Here is a 17,273-nt window from a genome sequence, read left to right on the forward strand (position 1 = left end):
CAATAGCCCCGTGGTGAGCTAAATGCTAAAGAATATAACACTACTTCTTTATTTCTCACAGTCAAAAACGCTCATTTTTGGAAAAAGCAGCATAGGTAAAATAGATGATTGGAACAATTAATAAATATGCTGATTTGTTTGTAGATAAGGAATAATCTGCTCGGCAGGAATAGGGCGACTAAAGAAATAGCCTTGTAAAAAATCACATTGCTGTTTTTGTAGATAGGTGACTTGTTCTTTTGTTTCTACACCTTCAGCAACCAGTTTAAGTCCCATACTTTTACCCATCGCGATCATTGCATTTACAATTGCTTCTTGTTTGTGATCACCAATTTTCGAAATGAAAGCACGATCAATTTTTAATACGTCAATTGGGTACTCTGTCAAATAGGCTAAAGAGGAATAACCCGTACCAAAGTCATCTAAAGCAATTGAGATATCTCGTTGTTTTATCGAGTGTAATAGTGTTTTTACATTGGCAGTATTGTCTAAAAGAGCGGACTCTGTAATTTCAAGTTCGAGATCTGAACCTTGAATATTATATTTTTGCAAAACCTCATCTAAGTCGTTGAGTAATAAGCCTCGATGTATTTGTTGAGCGACAATATTTACAGAGACTTGAATATTGATATAACCAGCATTTTTCCACTCTTGGAGTTGCTTTCCAACTTTATCTAAAACAACTTTCCCAATATCTGAGATCAGGCTACTACGCTCAGCAAAAGGTATAAACATATTTGGCAGGATTAATCCTTTTTCAGGATGCTGCCAACGAATGAGTGCTTCAAAGCCAATAATTGATTGATCGTGTAGATTAATTTTGGGCTGGTAATAAATGACAAATTCATCATTTTGAATAGCTTTACGTAATTCTTGCTCTAAATCGGCAGTTTTATATGAGTGATTTGTTTTATTGCAGTAATAGCAAATTGTATTACCACCTAAACGTTTTGCCTCGGAAAGAGCTTGCTCTGCATGATTGTTGAGATGATCAATTTGTCTGCCATGTTCAGGAAAACATGCAACACCGATAGATGCGGTAATAAAATATTCGTGATTATCAATGTAAAAAGGCGCATTGAGTGCTTGTAAAATGTTTTGGCAATATTGCTCAACATTTGGATGAATTGGCGAAATCTCATAAATGATTGCGAAATCATCACTATTTAAATAGGCGACTAAAATCGCATTGATATTGATTAAGCGTAATCTTTGTGCGAACTGTTTAAGTAATTCATCACCACTATCATTATTTAAAAACTCATTGAAAGCTCGGAAGCGGTCAATATTTACCCGTATTAATGCTAAATTTTTAATGTTATATGAAGGGTTTACGAGATATTGATGTAATTGATTGTAGTAGTAAAGACGATTAGGCAGGTGGGTGAGGCTATCGTAGTTTTTTAAGTAAGATAGATGTTGCTCTTGGCGCTTTTGCTCAGTGAGGTCACGTGCAAATCCAATATAATTGGTAATTTGATTGAATTCATCTTTGACCACATTGATATGCAACCATAAATATACGCTTTTACCAGAACTGAACTTTTCGTCAAACTGACCCATATATTCTCCTGTCTCCAAGAGCTGTTGGGTTATTGATGTATGAAACTGTTGTTGTAATTCTTTTTGATTAATTGTAATGCTAAATAGTTCTTTACTCAGAAGCTCTGACTTGGAAAATCCGGTTAATTTTTCATAGTAGGGATTTACATCAATATAGTTTAGGTGCTCATCTAAAATAAATATTCCTTCCGCAGCTTGCTCGAGCACAATTGCAGATAGCCTTAGATGTTCTTGATCCTTCTTCTCTTGATGTATATCGCGGGTCATTCCCACCATACGAAGCGCTTTTTGTGTCTTTGGATCTCTGGTGATGACACGGCCTACATCATGAATCCATCTCCAAGAACCATCTCGACGTAAAATTCGAAAGGTGATATTAAAATGATCTGTAACGCCTTCCAAATGTTGTTTTAAACGTTCATCAAAAAGTTTTTTATCGCTTGGGTGTATACGCTCTAATATCGTGTTGAGATGAATAATGGCGGTTTGAGTTTGTTTTTGTTGATCGAAAAATGTAATTTCCAATCTTTGACTTTCAATATCCCAATCCCAAGGCCGAATACCCGCAGTTTCATGTGCAAAAGCTAAATTATAGTGATGGCTTTCGAGTTGCTCATTCATTTTTGTGAGGTCATAGGTACGTTCACGTACTTTTTGCTCAAGTAAATGATTATTAAATTGAAGCTGGGCTTCAATATCTTTGGACTTATTCACTTCTTGTTGGAGTTGTACACATAATTCTTCAGCCCATTGGGTATGCTGGTCTGAAATTTGAACAAGCTGTTTATTTTTTAATAATAATTGAGAGATCTTTTGGTAATTGCGTTGAGTTGCATATGCACAAAGCACAGTTGCCACAAAGGTGAGGTTATAGGAGAAATAAAAAGGTAGCTGAGTTATTGGATTATGTGTGAATTGAGCAATTAATAGAGGGAGGGTACTAGGAATAAATAAGAGATAAAAATATCGGGGTTGCTGTGTTAAAAAAGTAAGGCCAATGATATGAGCCGAAGTAATAAATAAAGCAATTAAAATATGAGCATCTGGTAGTGCAATTAATTCAGTAGGTAGATAAAAATGAATAATTGTGACATTTATTCCAATTAAAATTCCTGAGAATAAACAAATACTTTGTAAGGCACGATCAGCTTTTTTTGTAAAATCAATCGTGCGATAGTGAGTTAAAATATTTGGAATAAATAATAAGCAGACAAGAGCGACGACGGTAAGGCCAATAGACCAGCTAAATATTGTTATTGTAGATGAAAAATAGTAAGAAAAAATACCATATGAAATGAGGCACAGTAATATCAGGCTAATTAAATACCAGCGGATATATTGAGTTGAAAGTTTCAGCTGTTCAATTTTTGTTTGATGCTGTAGATATTCTTCCTGAAGCCCAGACATAAGATTTTTCTATCCTATTTTTTTACATATATACAGAAAGAATCTGATTTATCAGTGAAAAAGAATTTGAAATTTTATTCATACAATAAAAGTAAGTTAACTTTAAATAATGATTTAATCAATGTGCAGAGAACTTAGGTGGATAAAAATCGATAATTTAAAATAGACAAGGCAACAACAGGGGCAGTTTCTGTACGCAAAACTCGGTCGCCAATGCACCAGTTCATAAATCCAGCTTGATTGGCTTGGGTAATTTCATTTTCACTTAGCCCACCTTCTGGGCCAATCAATAAAGCAAGTTCAGGCTGTATGCCCGCCAATACATCTTTTTGTTCCTTTTCTGGTGCTAAAACAAATTTAGATTGAGGAAGCTGAGAAGAACTTAACCATTCATGAAGAGAAATAGGCGCTAATACTTCTGGAACCAAATTGAGGCCACATTGTTCACATGCTGCAATTGCAACAGCTTGCCAGTGATCTAATTTTTTTTGATCTCTATCGTATTTTAAGCGCATTTCACAACGCTCACTTGTTAGCAATTGAATCTGACTTACACCTAATTCAGTGGCTTTCTGAATGGCATAATCCATTCGATCGCCTTTACTCATGACTTGACCTAAAACAGCTTTAAAAGGGGCATCACGGTTTGCAGGGTTAAAATTCTCAATTGTGACAAACGCATTTTTTTTATTAATTTCGGTCAAAGTCGCGAGATATTCACCACCTTGTCCATTAAATAGAGTCGCTTGTTCTTGTAGTTGTGCACGTAAAACACGCACCCAATGATGGAATACTGATTCTGTCAGTTGAATTGTTGAGCCAACTGTAAGTTCAGTTTCGATAAAAAAACGGTTCATTGGGTACGCCTTACAAAATTAATTTAAACCAAGATCAATAACAAGTTGACGAGTTGGTTCGATTTGATTCATTGAATAGAAGTGTAAGCTTGGCGCACCACCTGCAATAAGGCGTTCACACAACTTAACAACAACTTCATGACCGAAAGCTTTGATACTTTCACTGTCATCACCATAGGCTTGTAATTGCTTACGGATCCAGCGAGGAATTTCAGCACCCGTACCGTCTGCAAAGCGAATTAAGTTGCTTGCATTGGTAATTGGCATGATTCCTGGAGCCACCGGAATGTTAATTCCAGCTTGCTCTAAACGCTCTATAAAATAAAAGTACGAATCTGGATTAAAGAAGAATTGAGTAATTCCTGCATTGGCACCAGCTTGTACTTTTTCAATAAAACGTTGAATATCTGAATCAAGATTTTCAGCTTGAGGATGCATTTCTGGATAAGCTGCAACTTCAATATGAAAATGGTCACCTGAGTGCTCACGAATAAAACGTACTAAATCCTGTGCGTAAGGAAGTTCCCCAAGTCCAACCTGACCAGAAGGTAAATCACCGCGTAAAGCAACAATACGGTTAATACCTTGAGCTTTATATAAATCCAGTAACTCAGCAATACGAGCTTTATCATCACCAATACAAGAAAGGTGAGGTGCAACTGGTGTACCTTTACCATTGAAATCATCAATAGCAGCCAGAGTACGTTCGCGAGTAGAACCACCAGCCCCATAAGTAATTGAGAAAAACTCAGGGTTCAGAAATTGTAATTCTTGGTGAACAATACGAAGTTTTTCAGCACCAGCATCAGTTTTTGGCGGGAAAAACTCAAAAGAAATAGGTGTACGTTTAGTCATGTCAAATCCTTGTAAACAGCGAAACATTTTAGAAAAAAGGGCAGTCGGTTCACCGTCTGCCCTTAAGTTCTTAGTACTTGTAAGCGTCAGACTTGAATGGTCCCTCAACAGCAACACCTAAATAATCGGCTTGCTCTTGAGTTAACTGAGTAAGTACACCACCGAAACCTGCAACCATTGCAGCAGCAACTTCTTCGTCAAGTTTCTTAGGAAGAACTTCTACACGAATTTTTGCAGCTTTTTCATTTGCAGGAAGATCAGCAAATTTCTCTTGGAATAAGTGAATTTGACCTAAAACTTGGTTAGCAAAAGAGCCATCCATTACACGTGATGGGTGACCAGTTGCATTACCTAGGTTTACAAGGCGACCTTCAGAAAGAAGGATAAGGTAGTTATTTTCATCTTCTGAGCGATAAACTTGGTGAACTTGTGGCTTAACTTCAACCCACTTGTAACCACGTAAATAAGCTGTATCAATTTCTGTGTCGAAGTGACCGATGTTACATACAACTGCACCAGCTTTTAAGCTGTCTAACATTGCTGCATCGCACACGTGGTAGTTACCAGTAGTGGTTACAACAAGGTCAGTGTTGCCAAGAAGATCTTGGTTAATATCTTCTTTTTTGCCTGTTTGTACGCCGTTTTTGTATGGAGATACAACTTCATAGCCGTCCATACATGCTTGCATTGCACAAATCGGGTCAACTTCAGTTACACGAACGATCATGCCTTCTTGACGTAAAGATTGAGCAGAACCTTTACCCACGTCACCATAACCCACTACAAGTGCACGACGGCCAGACAAAAGCATGTCAGTTGCACGTTTGATTGCGTCATTTAATGAGTGACGGCAACCATATTTGTTGTCATTTTTAGATTTAGTAACTGAGTCATTTACGTTAATTGCAGGTACTTTCAAAGAACCGTCTTTCCACATTTCGATAAGACGTTGAACACCTGTAGTCGTTTCTTCAGTAATACCGTGAATGCGTTCTAAAAGAGCAGGGTATTTTTCATGAACAAGAGCAGTTAAATCACCGCCATCATCCAAGATCATGTTGGCATCCCAAGGTTGGCCATTTACATTAATCTGTTGCTCTAAACACCATACGTATTCTTCTTCAGTTTCACCTTTCCAAGCAAACACTGGAATACCGCGAGCAGCAATTGCAGCAGCAGCGTGGTCTTGAGTAGAGAAAATGTTACATGATGTCCAGCGTACTTCAGCACCTAATTCAACAAGCGTTTCAATAAGAACAGCTGTTTGAATGGTCATGTGAATACAACCAAGGATTTTTGCGCCAGCAAGTGGTTTAGAAGCCGCATAGCGTTTACGTAAGCCGATCAAAGCTGGCATTTCTGCTTCAGCAAGTTTGATTTCTTTACGGCCGTAATCAGCAAGAGAGATGTCAGCAACTTTGTAATCTGTAAATGAAGCATTAACCGCGTTCATCAGGATCTCCTAGGAAAAAATAGTATTGATCATTCTGTTCGCGGATGCCGTTGTTGGTTAAAACGAGTGTTTAACCGATCGTCGAGCCTGGCAAATTGATCTTTAGTGCCGATCAATTGTCGCAGCATCCCTCGACTAGCGAAACATTGTACTTGGAAAAGCTTTTAGTGCCAATCCAGTTTTGTTTATTATCTGCGTAATTATCACTTTAGATTCTAATTATGGCATTAAATATTCCCGAGTCGTTGGCAAGCCTAGAGTCAAACTTTGGCGTTTTTGCAGTTTGGATGGTGCTTCAGCATCATGGAGTACAAATTGATGTGGTTGAGCTGATGAATGTTTGCCGACACGATGAAGGAGGCACCTATACTATTGCCTTAGCTGTTGCTTTAAAGAAACTAGGATTTGAGGTGTCATTTCATTCAGATGAGGATCCTAGCATTAGCCAAAGCGAACGTATGAGCTATAAAGAAGCAAAGGTATTAAAAATTCCAACTGGACCAGCACTGAGCTATCAAGATATTCAAGCTGCAATTCAAAACGGAAAAATGGTGATTGTGTACTACGATACTTTAGAAGGTTTTGGAAATCAGTCGCTCATTTATTCTATAGATCAAAATGAAATCTGCTTTTTTGATAGTTTTGAACCGATGTCAGCGGCAGTTTTCGAAAAGCAGCGTCAAGTAGAGGGGATTTGCCGTCAGGCTATTGTGATTGATGATCGTAATTTTCAGATGTATTCATCCAAATTGAATTAGATAAAAAGAGCCAGTAGAGTGCTGGCTCATATTGAAGTTATTGTTGTTGATATTCTTGAATCACTTCTAAAGCAGCGCGAAAAGCTTCTTGTGTAGCAGGGGCGCCGCAATATGGCAGGCTGTGCAATAAAGTTTCTTGAATCTCTTCAACTGTACAACCATTGTTAAGTGCACCACGAACATGGCCTTTGAGTTCGGTTGGTGACTTAAGCGCAGTTAACATCGCTAAAGTAATTAATGAACGATATTTACGAGGTAGCACACCTTCACGCTGCCAAGTCGATCCCCATGCATGTTCATTAATCCAGTCTTGTAAAGGCTGGGTAAAGGGTGCGGTATTTTCTTGGGCACGCTTTACAAAAGCTTCTCCCATCACTTCTGTGCGAACTTTTAATCCATTTTCGTAATCTTGCTTAGACATTAATTTCTCCTAAAAATAAAAGCGTCAATTGACGCTTTTATGGCTGTTTATTAATTAATGCGAATCGAAAATGATTGCAATAGTGAATTAGTGGAGGCATCAGTCACTAAATTTGATGAGGGTTCGACAAAGGAAGATCTTTATTTAAATCTTTATCAAACACATCTGTAAGCATGCTATCGAATCGAATTGCGTTGTATTGCAATAATTGTTGAGCTTCACTTTCAGAAATAAAGCCTTCTTTTATCGCTTGTTCAATATTTTCCTCAAAAGTAAGACCCGTAAACTTGCCTTTGGATTCAGCTTTCTTAAACTTATCCCAAAGCGGTTCAAGGGTTCGCAGAATTTGGAAAGCATGCTCTAAACGTCCAGTCACATCATCGGCTTTGGTTGAATAGAATACGTGATGTTTAAGCTGCTCTCTGAAAGGGTGCTCTTGCATCATAAGTTCAGCGACTTGTTGTTTTAACTCATCATCTGGTTTTGAAATAACACGACCAAAAGGGAAACAAATCCATTTTACAAATGCTGCTGGAAGTTTGGCTGGGAAGTTTTCAAATAATCCCCAAAATGCTTCCTGAATATTCAAGAAAGCTTTTTGTAGCGCTAATTTAGCGTGAAGTTGTTCAGCTTCAGTTTTTTGTCCAGCTTCATAAAATTTTAATATCGCAGTAGAAATAAAAAGGTGCGCGTGAATATCTGCCAAGCGGCCTGATAACATTTCTTTGCGTTTTAAGTCGCCTGCAAGTAGGCCAAGTGACATATCTGAAACAAGTGCGAAGTTGGCACTAAAACGATTAATCGTTTTATAGTAACTTGCAGTGAATTGATCTGCTGACTGAGGCGCATCGCTTGAGCCACCTGTCCAACCATAAGCAAATGATCTTGCACCACGGTTAAAGGTATAGGCTAAATGTTTAAATAACAAATCATCAAATTTTTTGACTGAATTATTCTTATCTTCAGATTGAAGGAGTTGTAACTCTTCAAATAGATAAGGATGACAACGCATTGAACCTTGACCAAAAATCATCAATGAACGGGTCAAAATATTTGCGCCTTCTACTGTAATAGCAATTGGAATTGCCTGATAGGTAAGGGCAAGGAAATTACGTGGCCCAAGTTGAATTGCACGTCCGCCAGCAATATCCATTCCGTGATTTACGACTTTACGCATCGTTTCAGTTGCATAATATTTTGCCATAGCAGTCATCACGGCAGGTGTTCCACCTTGGTTTAGGCCACATGTCACTAAATAACGAAATGCTTCAAGCATATAGGCATCGCTGGCAATTTCACTGGTTGCTTCTTGTACGCCTTCAAATTTACCGACAGAAATATTAAATTGCTGGCGAATTTTCGCAAAAGCACCAACGGTTAAATAACTCATTTCACCTGCGGCTGTTGCTAGAGCTGGAAGGGAAATACCACGGCCTACACCTAAACATTCCATGAGCATTCGCCAGCCTTTTCCGGCATTTTCTTGACCACCAATAATCCAGTCAATAGGAATAAAAATATCTTCTCCTTCTACTGTTCCATTCATAAATGGTGAACCAGGATAATGGCGTGCTCCTATTTTTACACCCGCATGACTTGCAGGAATTAAGGCACAAGTAATACCGTATTCTGTTTTGTTTTTATCTCCCAATAGGCCTTCTGGGTCATAAAGTTTAAAGGCTAGACCAACAACGGTGGCAATTGGCGCAAGCGTAATCCAGCGTTTAGAGAAATTCATGCGAAGTCCAAGGACTTGAGCACCTTCATATTCGCCGTAACAAACAACGCCCGAATCTGGAATGGCACCTGCATCTGAACCTGCTTCTGGGCTGGTTAAACCAAAGCATGGGATCTCTTCACCTTTAGCAAGGCCGGGCAAATATTGCTGTTTTTGTGCATCGGTACCGTAGTGCATGAGTAGCTCACCCGGTCCTAACGAGTTTGGAACCATACAACTCACAGCTGTGGTGAGTGAGCGGGAAGCAATTTTACTCATAATACGGCTTTGGGCAAATGAGCTAAATTCTTTGCCACCAAAGGACTTTGGAATAATGAGTCCTAAAAAACCTTTGTCTTTAATAAATTGCCAAACTTCTGGTGGCAGATCTTTTAAGTGATGATGAATCTCCCATTCATCTAGCATGCTACAAAGGAGCTCAACTTCATTGTCGATAAAACTTTGTTCTTCTGCTGACAACGTTGGGTAGGGGTACTTTTCAAATTGTGACCAATCGGGTGCCCCCATAAATAATTCTTTTTCCCACCAACTGGTACCTACCTCTAAAGCCTCTTGTTCAGTCGTACTGATGCTCGGCATTGAGTTTGCTAATGTTTTATATGCAGGTTGAGTAATCAGATTAAAACGTAATGGTGCAAATAAAATAATGATACTAAGGACAATAAGGGGAATACCTAAAAGGAGAGCCCATGGCGTTAATATGAGCGTAGTAAGTATGGCTACAGCAATCGTAATAACACTGCCAATGGTTCTGTTTAGATTAAAAAAGAAAATTGCCCATATTGCAAAAAGCTGAATGACAACGCTTAAAACAAAGAGTAGGAAAATCATACTTGCTCCTTGCTAGATAAGCCCTCAAGTTAGAAGTTACAAAAAAGCGAGGAGAGATTTAAGGCTTAACTAGCTAATTTTTAATGCTGTTTAAATTTAATTTTTTATGTCGCAATTGATGTATATGCTAGAGCAGGGATATATCGTACTTTTAGGTATAAGATATTTTTAAGTGAAAGTGTAATGGCTTGTTTTATCGATTTGTCAAGAAATGTTATTGATTTTCTTATACAAATAAAAAGCCCTCTAAAGTAGAGGGCTTTTACAGATATTTAATTTTTAAGCTTCGACAACTTGAACAGCGATTTTTTTAGCTGGATCTACTTTGCGACGAACTTCTGGTACTGGTTCACCGTGGTATTGACGATCAGCAAAGTAACTTGAACGAACCATTGGTGCAGACCAAATATTTCTAAAGCCAAGTTTACGGCCATGCTCTGCATAACGTTCGAACTCTTCTGGTGTTACAAAGCGGTCAATTGGCGCGTGTTGTTTAGAAGGTTGTAAGTATTGACCAATAGTCACATAGTCAACATCGTGAGCACGCAAGTCATCAAGCAATGCAATAACTTCTTCTTCAGTTTCACCGATACCCACCATCAAACCGCATTTTGTTGGGATGTCAGGACAATATTCTTTAAACATTTTTAATAAGTTTAAAGAATGTTGATAGTCTGAACCTGGACGCATTGCTTTATATAGACGTGGCACAGTCTCAATGTTGTGGTTAAATACGTCTGGCGGACATTCAGTCATAATGCGTAAAGCAATATCCATACGTCCGCGGAAATCTGGTACTAAAATCTCAAGCAATGTATTTGGGCTTAGTGCACGAGCTTCTTTGATACAGTCCACAAAGTGTTGTGCACCGCCGTCAAGCAAGTCATCACGGTCAACCGAAGTAATTACCGCATATTTGAGTTTAAGATTAGCAATTGTCTCTGCCATGTGACGAGGTTCATCTGCATCGAGTGCATTTGGACGGCCATGTGCTACATCACAGAAAGGGCAACGACGTGTACAAATGTCACCCATGATCATGAATGTTGCTGTACCACCACCAAAACATTCTGGTAGGTTTGGACAAGCAGCTTCTTCACAAACGGTATGGAGTTTTTGAGCACGTAAAGTGGTTTTAATACGCTGAACTTCTTCTGGTGCCGTCATCTTGACACGAATCCAGTCAGGTTTACGCGGCACTTCAACCGTAGGTACAACTTTTACAGGAATTCTTGCGACTTTTTCTGCGCCACGAAGTTTTACACCCTGTTCAGGTTTACGGTGTTCTGACATATTTAACTTTTCCACTCGTTTATAGAGACATTGACATTGTATTATAGCGAACTTCTGCAGTTAATAGCGGAAAATAACTATTCATATAATAAATGTGGTTATTCAGAAATATAGGGTTGAGAAATACATAAATTCACCGCATATTAGCCATAATTTATTATAAAATATGGTCATTCAAGTGAGGAAGGAGCTTTCAATGCCACGTAAAAAAGAGGTCGTTAGTGGGAATTTCGTTAAATACGATGCGGTAGTTCTCGGTTCTGGACCTGCAGGTGAAGGCGCGGCAATGAAGCTTGCAAAAGCGGGTAAGCGTGTTGCAATTGTAGATGTGCGTGATCAACTGGGTGGTAACTGTGCACACGTAGGTACCATTCCAAGTAAAGCATTACGTCAAACAGTTTCTAGTATTATTCGTTATCAGCGTGATCCAATGTTTCAAAAAGTAGGTGAATGGAAACAGTTCACCATGAAACAGGTTTTGCGTAATGCACACAAAGTAATTCAACAACAGGTTGATACACATACACGTTTTTACGATCGCAATAAAATCGGTGTATTCCACGGCCGTGCATATATTCAAGATAAAAATACAGTTTTAGTTTTTAGCCATGAAGGCATTAAAGAAACAATTATCTGTAAGCAAATCGTGATTGCTACAGGTAGTCGTCCTTATCATCCGCAAGGTTTAGACTTTGATCATCCTCGCGTATTCGATTCGGACAAAATCCTTGATCTTGATTATTCAATTCAAAAAATCATTATTTACGGTGCAGGTGTTATTGGTTGTGAATATGCCTCAATCTTTATTGGTTTAGACCATAAAGTTGACTTGATTAATACTCAGCAAAAATTATTAAGTTATCTAGATGATGAGATTGCTGATGCTTTGTCTTATCACTTACGTGAACAAGGTGTATTGATTCGTCACAATGAACAAATGGATCATCTTGAAACGTTTGATGACCATGTTGTACTACATTTACAAAGTGGTAAAAAGATTAAAGCCGATGCGATTCTTTGGTGTAACGGTCGTTCAGGTAATACAGAAGGCTTAGGTCTTGAGAATGTTGGATTAGTACCAAATAACCGTGGTCAACTTTCAGTAAATGATCAATATCAAACTGAAGTTGAAAATATTTATGCTGCTGGTGACGTGATTGGTTGGCCATCACTTGCTTCCGCTGCTTATGACCAAGGGCGCTGTGCTGGTGCAAACATGAGTGGTGAAGATGCGAAGCCAGTACGTGATATCCCAACAGGTATTTATACTATTCCAGAAATCTCATCAATTGGTAAAAATGAACAGGAATTAACGGAAGAGAAAATTCCGTATGAAGTAGGTCAGGCTTCTTTCCGTCATTTGGCTCGTGCACAAATTACTGGTGATACAGTGGGCGAGTTAAAAATTCTTTTCCACCGTGACACTATGGAAATTTTAGGTATTCATTGTTTTGGTAATAACGCTGCCGAAATTATCCACATTGGGCAAGCAGTTATGCACAGCCCAAACAATACCTTGAAATATTTTGTTGAAACAACGTTTAACTATCCAACAATGGCAGAAGCATATCGTGTAGCTGCGCTTAATGGTATGAATCGTTTGTTTTGATTTTAAATAAGTTTTTCATAAAAAAGCCCGCAAACTTGCGGGCTTTTTTATTTTCATTAGACCATAGGTTTTTTATATTTTTATGACAATTTGCAGTATGCGTCTGGCTGTCTATATCTCTAGTGGGCACAAAATGCTTGATTAAAATATAAAAATAAATCAGGAGTTTGTTTCCATAAAATGATTGAAGAGGCCAGCAGAGTAATCACGAGCAAAGTCATAATTGTTTTCAAAAGTAAGGCATTATGCGTCATGGATAACAGCCTCCTCATTTACAAAGAAATGTACGATTACCCCTAATATACTCAAAGCTATTGAACATAGCCAAATTGCATTGTAATTACCTGTTAAGTCATGGTTAACACCGCCAAGCCAGCCGCCAAAGAAAGAACCGACTTGATGGGTGAAAAACACAATACCACTTAACATTGAAAGGTATTTAACACCAAACATATTTGCCACGATGCCGTTGGTAAGTGGAACTGTAGAGAGCCATAGTAGCCCCATAATGACGCCAAAAGCATATACCGTATAAGTGCTTAGAGGTAATAGTAAAAAGGCGATGATTGCGATGCCACGGCTACCGTAAAGTGCCATTAATAATTTAGGTTTTGAGAATCGATCTCCCAGCCAACCCGCCCCATAAGTTCCCACAATATTAAATAGTCCAACTAGTGCCAGAAACACAGTTCCTGTAGCTGCATCAAAGCCGTGGTCGATTAAATAGCCGGGTAAATGTACACCTAAAAAAACAACTTGGAATCCACATACTAAGAAACCTAAAGCTAACCACCAGAATGGCTTATGTTTTCTAGCAATATTCAGTACTTGTTTAAATGTGAGTTGAGGTTGAACAATTGCTTTTGGCGTTTGATTGCTTGGTCCTTTTAGCATCCATGCTAGGGGAATGATAAACGCAATTAACAGCGCACTCACCATTAAAGCTGACGACCATCCTACCATTTTAAGCAAGAGAAGGGTGGAAGGTAGCATAATAAACTGACCAAAAGAGCCTGCTGCACTGGCAATACCCATTGCCATACTTCTTTTTTCTGGAGGGGCAGTTCGGCCTACTGCACTCAGTAAAACCGTAAAAGAGGTTGCTGATAAAGCTAAACCAATAATAAGACCTAAGCTTAAATTCAAAATGAGTACACTTGAACTAAAAGCCATTAAAAGTAGGCCTAGGGTATAAAGTAAGCCACCAACAGCAACTACAACTTTACTGCCATATTTATCTGCAATTGCACCGGTAAAAGGCTGAACAGCTCCCCAGATCAGGTTCTGCATGGCTATCGCAAGACTAAAAACATGCTGTCCCCAGCCAAATTCATGGCTCATGGGTACAAGGTAGAGACCGAAACCATGACGGACACCTAATGAAAGGGCCAGAATAATTGCACTGCCAATCAGCATATAGATAAGAGATTGAGAAAATTGGTTGCCAGTTTTAGTCATGATTAATGGAAAATTATAATAATGATGATTTATTGTAGAAGATATATCGAAAAATATCGATATAGTTGGAGGGAATATTTAAGAAGAATTAAAAAGTTCTTAAGGATCGTATTTTATGACAAGAAAATTAAAGAAGCAGACATCATTTTGATCTCTGCTTCTTGTAGAAATTATGCTGCGGAATTACGTTCAAGTAATGCTTGTTCAAAAAGTACTTGTTCTTTTTCTTTATGTTCAGTCGTGAAGCGAATTAGAATTACGCTACAGCCTGCGACCATAACCAAACCACCTAAAATAAATAGACAAGTTTGAACATCTAGCAAACCTTTTAATAAGAAGCCAGCTGCAACAGCACCCGCATTGCCACCTGCACCAATAATGCCTGCAACACCACCTAAAGCATTACGATCAATAAATGGTACGAGAGCATATGTCGCGCCACAAGCCATGTGAGTAAACAAGGCAAAAATGGTCATGGAAATAATTGCAAGAGCAACCACATTCATTTGAGAGAAAAGAATTAAGAATAAACCTTCACCTAAAATCATGAGTACCAGTACTTTAGTGCGGCCATCTAAACCTTTTTTGAGTGCGACTTTATCGGAAATAATACCGCCAAGTGCACGAGCAAAGAGTGCAAGAAGACCAAATATCCCCGCGGTTAAACCAGCAGTTTTTAAATCCATCTTGAACTGATCAACATAGTACATTGCTGCAACGTTATGGATAAAAATTTCAATACCGAAACATGCACCGTAAGCCACAAATAAAATCCAGACACGGTAGTTACGAGCAGCTTGCATCAAAATTGCCATGCCACCTTTTTTACCACTACCAACTTCAATACCTTGTGCACGGACTTCTTTAAAGTTTCCTTGAGGGCAGTCTTGGGTGAGTTTCCAGTAAAGAATACCAACAATGACCATCATTACGCCTGGTACGATTAGTGCAACACGCCAGCCCATAGTTTGTTCGACACCGAACATGACAATTGCACCAAGTAATAAAGGCATTAGAGCTTGGGTTGCACCGCCACCAGCATTACCCCAACCAGCTGCTGCCGCATTTGCTGTACCTACAACATTAGGTGCAAACATAACGCTTGTATGATATTGCGTAATAACAAAGCTTGCGCCAATTGCACCAATCAGTAAGCGGAAGAATAAAAAAGACTCATAACTGTTAGCAGCAGCAACCCCAAATACAGGAATACTGCCAAGCAAGAGAAGAGCTGTATAGGTAATCCTCGGGCCATATTTATCACAAAGTGGGCCGACAGCGAGTCGTACTAAAATCGTAATTGCAACGGCGGCAATATTGATATTGGCAATCTGGTCTTTGGTTAAGCCGAACTCACCTTTAATCACTGGCATTAATGGTGCGCAAGCAAACCATGCGAAGAAGCACACAAAGAATGCGAGCCATGTCATGTGGAAAGCGCGCATTGCAGGAGTAGAAAAGCTAAATAATTTTATTTCAGTTGCTTTTTTTGCATCTAGATTGATATTTGAAGACATACGCCGTCCCTCTGAACTGAACGAAATTTTAATTTGCATGGCAATTTATTGCCTATCTGCAGACCGATCAGAGCGGACATCGTTGGCCGTCTTGGTTTATTCATTGAATCATCGTTGACTCATCTCGCTATGAATAAAGCAAAGCTTGTGCCAAAAAATTAATTTTACTAAAAAGGAAAAATTACTTTCTAATTCTATTGAGTTAGTTTATTAAAAATAAAATTAATTAAAAAACAGAAATAAATCAGTAAATGGTCATAAGAGAGGAAGGCGGTAAATTTTTTCTATCGGCTTTATAAAAGTGCTCATTTTTTTAGCATTTTGATTTAAAAAGAAGCAAAATTTAGAAAAAAGAAAGCTATAAAAACGTGCATAAGTTTTTATAGCTTTGGGTGACACAAAAATTAGAAGCGATAACCAATACCGGCATAACCTAAAATTGGATTAATTTCGATATCTGCTTTTGCATTAATTAATTCACCATATTTGGCATCATTGACTGTAATGGTCGTATCCGTTTTTAAGTGAGCGTAAGAGACAGAACCAACCGCATACCATTTGTCATTGAAGTCATAGGTGAAACCCAAAGTTGCTACGGGCGCAATTGCGTCAGATGCCTCAAGGTCTACTTTAGGATCACCAGAACTAGTTTTTCTTTCTAAAGCAGCACCCGATTTACCATCTTTAATATTTACAATCATATGACCAGCACTGACTAAATCATTTTCGATTTCAGGATTCATTTCTAATTCACTGAAATAGGCATACATCACACCTAGTCCAACATACGGTCTAAATTTATTTACGCCAGTTTTGCCAAAGTGATATTGTAATTCAAATGCTGGTGTCCAAGCTCGAGCTGATGCAGCACTTCCATGGGCTTCAAGATCGGTAATAAAAATATTATTTTCAAGCTCCATTGATCCAAGAATTCCGCCAGCAGGTTTTGCAGTAGCAGAAAAAGGCGCATAAATCTTACCTTTACCTTGTAGATCGACTTTAGGTGGAATTCCTGCTTTTACTTCTAATGAGACATTATCTGTAAAAAAGTAATTTGTCATAAGACCGAGGGTAGTTACATCATCAGCTTCTAAGCCTGTATTCTCCGCTTCCCATTGACTCAAACCGCGAATTTCAGCGGTTCCACTTAACCATGCGGGAATAGTATCAGTACCTAAACCAATAACATCAATAAGTTCTTCAAGAACGACATTACTATTACTATCAGAAATATTGTCTTGAATAGTTTTTACTTTAATATCTCCGACCTTAGATTGCTCATTTTCTTTAACAGAAGTATTAATCCTAAAAGGCTGAGCTTTTCCTGTTGGTTTTACATATAAAGGACCAGCAGAGACAGAAAAACGTTTGAAGCCATCGCCATCTTTAAAACTAAAATATGGTGAAGCGGCATAAGTGAATGTTGGCAGAGCAAAAAAGGCAGCTGTCATACAAAATAATGACTTTTTCATCATAAAAGGACTCCATGTCCGACATTTGTTTACTGATTTTT

The 17,273-nt window shown here is 38.5% G+C and carries 12 protein-coding genes; 2 read left to right on the forward strand and 10 right to left on the reverse strand.

Features of this window, described 5'->3' with window-relative positions:
- Positions 1–117: 117 nt before the first annotated feature.
- The 4 genes from MKL33_RS01355 to ahcY form a co-directional block, all read right to left on the reverse strand.
- Positions 118–2,970: a putative bifunctional diguanylate cyclase/phosphodiesterase gene (locus MKL33_RS01355; protein ID WP_270906328.1), complete on the reverse strand. Its 2,853-nt coding sequence runs from the start codon at positions 2,968–2,970 to the stop codon at positions 118–120.
- 134 nt (positions 2,971–3,104) lie between these two features.
- The gene (locus MKL33_RS01360) at positions 3,105–3,827 is read right to left on the reverse strand and encodes a 16S rRNA (uracil(1498)-N(3))-methyltransferase (protein ID WP_017480723.1); all 723 of its coding nucleotides are present in this window, start codon (positions 3,825–3,827) and stop codon (positions 3,105–3,107) included.
- 18 nt (positions 3,828–3,845) lie between these two features.
- Positions 3,846–4,682, reverse strand: a complete 837-nt coding sequence (gene metF, locus MKL33_RS01365) for a methylenetetrahydrofolate reductase [NAD(P)H] (protein ID WP_270906329.1) — start codon at positions 4,680–4,682, stop codon at positions 3,846–3,848.
- Positions 4,683–4,752: 70 nt separating this feature from the next.
- A complete protein-coding gene (gene ahcY, locus MKL33_RS01370; protein ID WP_033847673.1) occupies positions 4,753–6,135 on the reverse strand; it encodes an adenosylhomocysteinase in 1,383 nt (460 codons plus the stop codon).
- Between the two features lie 221 nt (positions 6,136–6,356).
- Between ahcY and MKL33_RS01375 the strand changes: the two genes are divergently transcribed.
- Positions 6,357–6,893: a cysteine peptidase family C39 domain-containing protein gene (locus MKL33_RS01375; RefSeq protein WP_270906330.1), complete on the forward strand. Its 537-nt coding sequence runs from the start codon at positions 6,357–6,359 to the stop codon at positions 6,891–6,893.
- 37 nt (positions 6,894–6,930) lie between these two features.
- On the opposite strand, the gene MKL33_RS01380 is transcribed toward MKL33_RS01375, so the two are convergent.
- The 3 genes from MKL33_RS01380 to lipA form a co-directional block, all read right to left on the reverse strand.
- The gene (locus MKL33_RS01380) at positions 6,931–7,314 is read right to left on the reverse strand and encodes a carboxymuconolactone decarboxylase family protein (protein ID WP_270906331.1); all 384 of its coding nucleotides are present in this window, start codon (positions 7,312–7,314) and stop codon (positions 6,931–6,933) included.
- A 106-nt stretch (positions 7,315–7,420) separates the two neighbouring features.
- Entirely contained in the window at positions 7,421–9,883 is a 2,463-nt protein-coding gene (locus MKL33_RS01385) for an acyl-CoA dehydrogenase (protein WP_270906332.1), read from the reverse strand.
- 279 nt (positions 9,884–10,162) lie between these two features.
- Entirely contained in the window at positions 10,163–11,176 is a 1,014-nt protein-coding gene (gene lipA, locus MKL33_RS01390; RefSeq protein ID WP_002118167.1) for a lipoyl synthase, read from the reverse strand.
- Between the two features lie 196 nt (positions 11,177–11,372).
- Between lipA and sthA the strand changes: the two genes are divergently transcribed.
- Complete coding sequence (gene sthA / locus MKL33_RS01395; protein WP_002118117.1) at positions 11,373–12,785, forward strand: Si-specific NAD(P)(+) transhydrogenase; 1,413 nt, start codon at positions 11,373–11,375, stop codon at positions 12,783–12,785.
- Between the two features lie 243 nt (positions 12,786–13,028).
- Here the strand turns inward: sthA and MKL33_RS01400 are convergent, their stop codons facing one another.
- The 3 genes from MKL33_RS01400 to MKL33_RS01410 all read right to left on the reverse strand — a co-directional run bounded on the left by MKL33_RS01400 (position 13,029) and on the right by MKL33_RS01410 (position 17,235).
- The gene (locus tag MKL33_RS01400; RefSeq protein WP_202732170.1) at positions 13,029–14,243 is read right to left on the reverse strand and encodes an MFS transporter; all 1,215 of its coding nucleotides are present in this window, start codon (positions 14,241–14,243) and stop codon (positions 13,029–13,031) included.
- A gap of 170 nt (positions 14,244–14,413) precedes the next feature.
- Positions 14,414–15,760 carry an MFS transporter gene (locus tag MKL33_RS01405; RefSeq protein ID WP_014207247.1) on the reverse strand — a complete coding sequence of 449 codons (1,347 nt, stop codon included), beginning with the start codon at positions 15,758–15,760 and terminating at the stop codon, positions 14,414–14,416.
- 404 nt (positions 15,761–16,164) lie between these two features.
- Positions 16,165–17,235 carry an OmpW/AlkL family protein gene (locus MKL33_RS01410; RefSeq protein WP_014207246.1) on the reverse strand — a complete coding sequence of 357 codons (1,071 nt, stop codon included), beginning with the start codon at positions 17,233–17,235 and terminating at the stop codon, positions 16,165–16,167.
- Between the last annotated feature and the right edge of the window lie 38 nt (positions 17,236–17,273).

The organism is Acinetobacter sp. AOR43_HL (genome assembly GCF_027854635.1).
GTDB lineage: Bacteria > Pseudomonadota > Gammaproteobacteria > Pseudomonadales > Moraxellaceae > Acinetobacter > Acinetobacter pittii.

Bases quoted from the DNA above. Each gene is read 5' to 3' on its own strand.
- MKL33_RS01385 (WP_270906332.1), bottom strand. From the start codon at position 9,883: ATGATTTTCCTACTCTTTGTTTTAAGCGTTGTCATTCAGCTTTTTGCA.
- MKL33_RS01360 (WP_017480723.1), bottom strand. From the start codon at position 3,827: ATGAACCGTTTTTTTATCGAAACTGAACTTACAGTTGGCTCAACAATT.
- metF (WP_270906329.1), bottom strand. From the start codon at position 4,682: ATGACTAAACGTACACCTATTTCTTTTGAGTTTTTCCCGCCAAAAACT.
- MKL33_RS01375 (WP_270906330.1), top strand. From the start codon at position 6,357: ATGGCATTAAATATTCCCGAGTCGTTGGCAAGCCTAGAGTCAAACTTT.
- ahcY (WP_033847673.1), bottom strand. From the start codon at position 6,135: ATGAACGCGGTTAATGCTTCATTTACAGATTACAAAGTTGCTGACATC.
- MKL33_RS01355 (WP_270906328.1), bottom strand. From the start codon at position 2,970: ATGTCTGGGCTTCAGGAAGAATATCTACAGCATCAAACAAAAATTGAA.
- MKL33_RS01400 (WP_202732170.1), bottom strand. From the start codon at position 14,243: ATGACTAAAACTGGCAACCAATTTTCTCAATCTCTTATCTATATGCTG.
- MKL33_RS01405 (WP_014207247.1), bottom strand. From the start codon at position 15,760: ATGTCTTCAAATATCAATCTAGATGCAAAAAAAGCAACTGAAATAAAA.
- lipA (WP_002118167.1), bottom strand. From the start codon at position 11,176: ATGTCAGAACACCGTAAACCTGAACAGGGTGTAAAACTTCGTGGCGCA.
- MKL33_RS01410 (WP_014207246.1), bottom strand. From the start codon at position 17,235: ATGATGAAAAAGTCATTATTTTGTATGACAGCTGCCTTTTTTGCTCTG.
- MKL33_RS01380 (WP_270906331.1), bottom strand. From the start codon at position 7,314: ATGTCTAAGCAAGATTACGAAAATGGATTAAAAGTTCGCACAGAAGTG.
- sthA (WP_002118117.1), top strand. From the start codon at position 11,373: ATGCCACGTAAAAAAGAGGTCGTTAGTGGGAATTTCGTTAAATACGAT.